Origin of the sequence: Micromonospora sp. NPDC049799, assembly GCF_040656655.1 — a bacterium.
Lineage (GTDB): Bacteria > Actinomycetota > Actinomycetes > Mycobacteriales > Micromonosporaceae > Micromonospora.
This window is the reverse complement of record NZ_JBFAMU010000549.1, coordinates 1-3088: the sequence shown is the minus strand read 5'-3', so window position 1 is coordinate 3088 and position 3088 is coordinate 1. Positions and strand designations below refer to the sequence as shown.

The window sequence follows — 3088 nt, the reverse complement described above, 5'->3', positions numbered from 1 at the left end:
CGGCGCCGGGCCCGGGGCCGCCGACGGCACCGGCGCGCAGCGGCAGGGCCGGCGCGGGCGGCAGGCTGTCCAACCGGTCCCGCCAGTACGCCTCGGCAGCCTGGTACTCGCGGCCCTCCCGGGCCGCCTCCTCGGCCAGGACGTAGTCCCGGTAGGACAGTGGCAGCGGCTCGGGCGCCCAGTCCGGGTCGGTGTAGAACCGTCGCCAGTCGCGGAACAGCAGTTGGAGGCTGAACGCGTCCATGATGAGCACGTTGATGCTGACGTGCAGCCGGATCCGGCGCTCGTCGACCAGCGAGGCACGCAGGTCGAACAGCGGCCAGTGCTCCGGCGGCAGCAGGTGGTGCCCCATCTCCGCCCGGGTCTTGGCCAGCGCGGCCCAGCGTTCGTCGTCGGGCACCGCGCGCAGGTCGGCCACCGGCAGGTCGTACGGCGGCACCTCGGGCAGGATCCGCTGCCGCCCGTCCGGGTCGACCACCGCGCGGAGCATGTCGTGCCGGTCGATCACCCTGCGCAGGCTCTCCGCCAGCCGGGCCGGGTCGAGGTCGAGCCCGTCCAGCTCGAAGTAGTAGTGGGTGGCGACGCCGCCCAGCTGCAGCGCCGGGTTGCGCCCCACCCAGTAGGCGTGCTGGATGTCGGTCAGCGGGAACGGCTCGTACCGCTCCGCGGGTCGGGGCACGATCTCCGGCGGTGCGCCGCCGTCGGACATCCGGCGCAGCAGCGCGACCAGCGCGTCCCGGTGCTCGCGCAGCTCATCCCGCAGCTGCGGGGTGAGCGCGCCGGCGGCGGCCCGGACGTCCAGCCGGTCGTCGACCAGGCGCAGCCGCACACCGCGGCGGTGCAGTTCGGACAGTAGGTCAGGCGCCGTCATGATTTCTCCTGCCAGGGTCTCGGGTCGTCGGGGCGGGACGGCCGCCGGCGTCGCCGCCGGCGGGGGACGGTGGTCATCGGCCCGGAGCGCCGGCCGGGGTGCCCAGGGCGGCGGTCACCCCGTCGACGAACTCCGGCCAGCCGTACATCCCGGAGATGAAGCCGAAGAAACGGTCCATCTGCTCCTGGTGGCCCTGGATCGCCCGGAGCACGTCGAGCAGCTCGTCGGCCGGGCGCAGCTGGGCCGCCTGGAGGTTGAAGTGGTAGGTGGGCAGGGATTCCCGATCGCGCCGGACGGTGTAGTCGACCAGGGCCCGGTCCACCGGCCGCTCCCCGGCCAGCGCCGGGACCAGGTGCTCGGCGAGCAGCGCGGCGTGTCCGATGGCGTCGCTGATCCCGTTGGCCCCGATCGAGTCCTTGTGGTAGCCGGCGTCGCCGACCAACGCCCAACCCGGGCCGCTGCCCCGACGGAAGAAGTTCGGCAGTCGGCCGGTGCCGACGTAGCGTTCCTCGCGCCGGCCGGACCGGACCCGCTCCAGGACGCTCGGCGCGGCCAGCTCCAGCGAGCGGAGGTACGAGCCCTCGATGTCCTTGCGGACCTCGTCGAACTCCTCGCGTGGCGCCTGCACGCAGACCATCACGAGGCCGTCGTTGGTCGGTACCGCCCCGACCAGCCGGCGATGGTCGACGAAGACCTCGTAGTCGGCGGTGAACCCGCTCCAGTAGGTGTAGTAGACGCAGCAGAGCGAGGGCACGGCCTCGTACTTCGGCGCCCGCACCTTCTTGGCGACCACGGAGTCCAGCCCGTCCGCCCCGATCACGACCCGGGCCCGCTCGGTGAACTCGCCGCCCGGCCCTCGGGCCCGGATCCCGACCACCCGGTCGCCGTCCCAGAGCAGGTCGGTGACGTTGCACTCCTCGCGCAGGTCGGCGCCCGCCGCCTCGGCCGCCCGGACGAGCAGGGTGTCCAGGACGAAGCGGCGCGGGCCGTAGCCGGCCCGGATCCCGTCCACGGCCGGCGCGCAGCCGGTCACCGGCACCCCGGCGAGCGTCCAGCGGGACACCTCCAGCGGCGGGCAGCCACTGGCGCGCAGCCTGTCCAGCAGGCCCCAGCCGGCCAGCCGCGCGATGGTCGGCGGGTGCACGTAGTGGGTGGACATCGTGTCGCTGGGAAAGCTCGCCCGGTCCAGCAGCAGCACCCGGTGCCCGGCCCGCGCCAGGAGCATCGCGGTGGTGGCACCGGCGCAGCGCGCACCGACGACGATCGCGTCGTACATGCGGACTCCTCGAAAACCGCCCGGCAGGGTGTCACCATGGTGCGACGGCCGACGATCCCAAGGCCATACGGAAAACGTAAAGATATTTACGACACATCAATGTGTGGGGCTCATTTTCGGGGTACCGGGACAACGCGGTCACGCAGTGCTGGAAGACCCCCCTACGGCGCGTAGACATTGCCCTTATCGTGGGGAATGAACTGCTCGGACGTCCCCTAGCCGCAGCCATGCGATTGACCGTCTCATTGGCGCGGCCATACCGTCCGAACTCGACGTGTGCAATTCGATCCGGGGGGTTGGATAGATGGGGCAACCGGCACAGAAACGGGCGATCGCCATTTCGCCGGAGGACCGGAAGGCTCTCGTCTTCCTGTCCACAGGTGACCGTCGGGGTGGGGAACCACTGCGCGCCGCCATCGTGCTGACCGCCGCCACCGGCCTGTCGTACGCGGAGACGGCCCGCCGGCTGGCCACCACCCGGCCGACCGTGGCGACCTGGCTGCGCCGCTACGCCGAGGAGGGTGTTCCGGGCCTACGCGACCGGCTACGCCCCGGCCGCCGACCGCTGGTGCAGGACACCGACGTGGTGCTGCGGACGCTGTGCACCGCACCGCCCGGTGGGGTTGCCTGGTCCAGCCGAGCGCTCGGGGTCGAGCTGGGTCTCTCCAACGGCACGGTGGCCCGGATCTGGCGGCGCTGGGGGCTGCGTCCGACCGAGCCCGCCGTCTTCCGCCTGCCCGGACTGCCCGACCTGGCGCTGGACGGCGCGGAACTGGTCGGACTGCACTGCGATCACCGGGACCGCCTGCTCGTCCTCGCCGCCGGCCCGGCACCGGCCGGCTCCGCCACCGGCCTGGGCCCGGTCGCGACACCGACCTCCCAGAGTATGGGTGAACCTGTACGGGCCTTCCGGCTGCATGCGCACTCCTCCATCGAACCGC

Annotated in this window: 3 protein-coding genes; 1 reads left to right on the top strand and 2 read right to left on the bottom strand. The window is 72.6% G+C overall.

The features are described from left to right. Both AB0I76_RS26125 and AB0I76_RS26120 read right to left on the bottom strand, forming a co-directional pair. Positions 1-871, bottom strand: an 871-nt coding sequence (locus tag AB0I76_RS26125; protein ID WP_357040642.1) for a condensation domain-containing protein, incomplete at its 3' end; no start/stop codon positions are given. Positions 872-944: 73 nt separating this feature from the next. Further along, positions 945-2147, bottom strand: coding sequence for an NAD(P)/FAD-dependent oxidoreductase (locus AB0I76_RS26120; protein WP_357040639.1), 1203 nt, complete (start codon positions 2145-2147; stop codon positions 945-947). Between the two features lie 304 nt (positions 2148-2451). On the opposite strand from AB0I76_RS26120, the gene AB0I76_RS26115 reads away from it, so the two are divergent. Next, a partial coding sequence (locus AB0I76_RS26115; RefSeq protein WP_357040635.1) for a helix-turn-helix domain-containing protein occupies positions 2452-3088 on the top strand: 637 nt, incomplete at its 3' end.

Coding starts and splice junctions, on each gene's coding strand:
- AB0I76_RS26120 (WP_357040639.1), bottom strand. CDS start 2,147: ATGTACGACGCGATCGTCGTCGGTGCGCGCTGCGCCGGTGCCACCACC.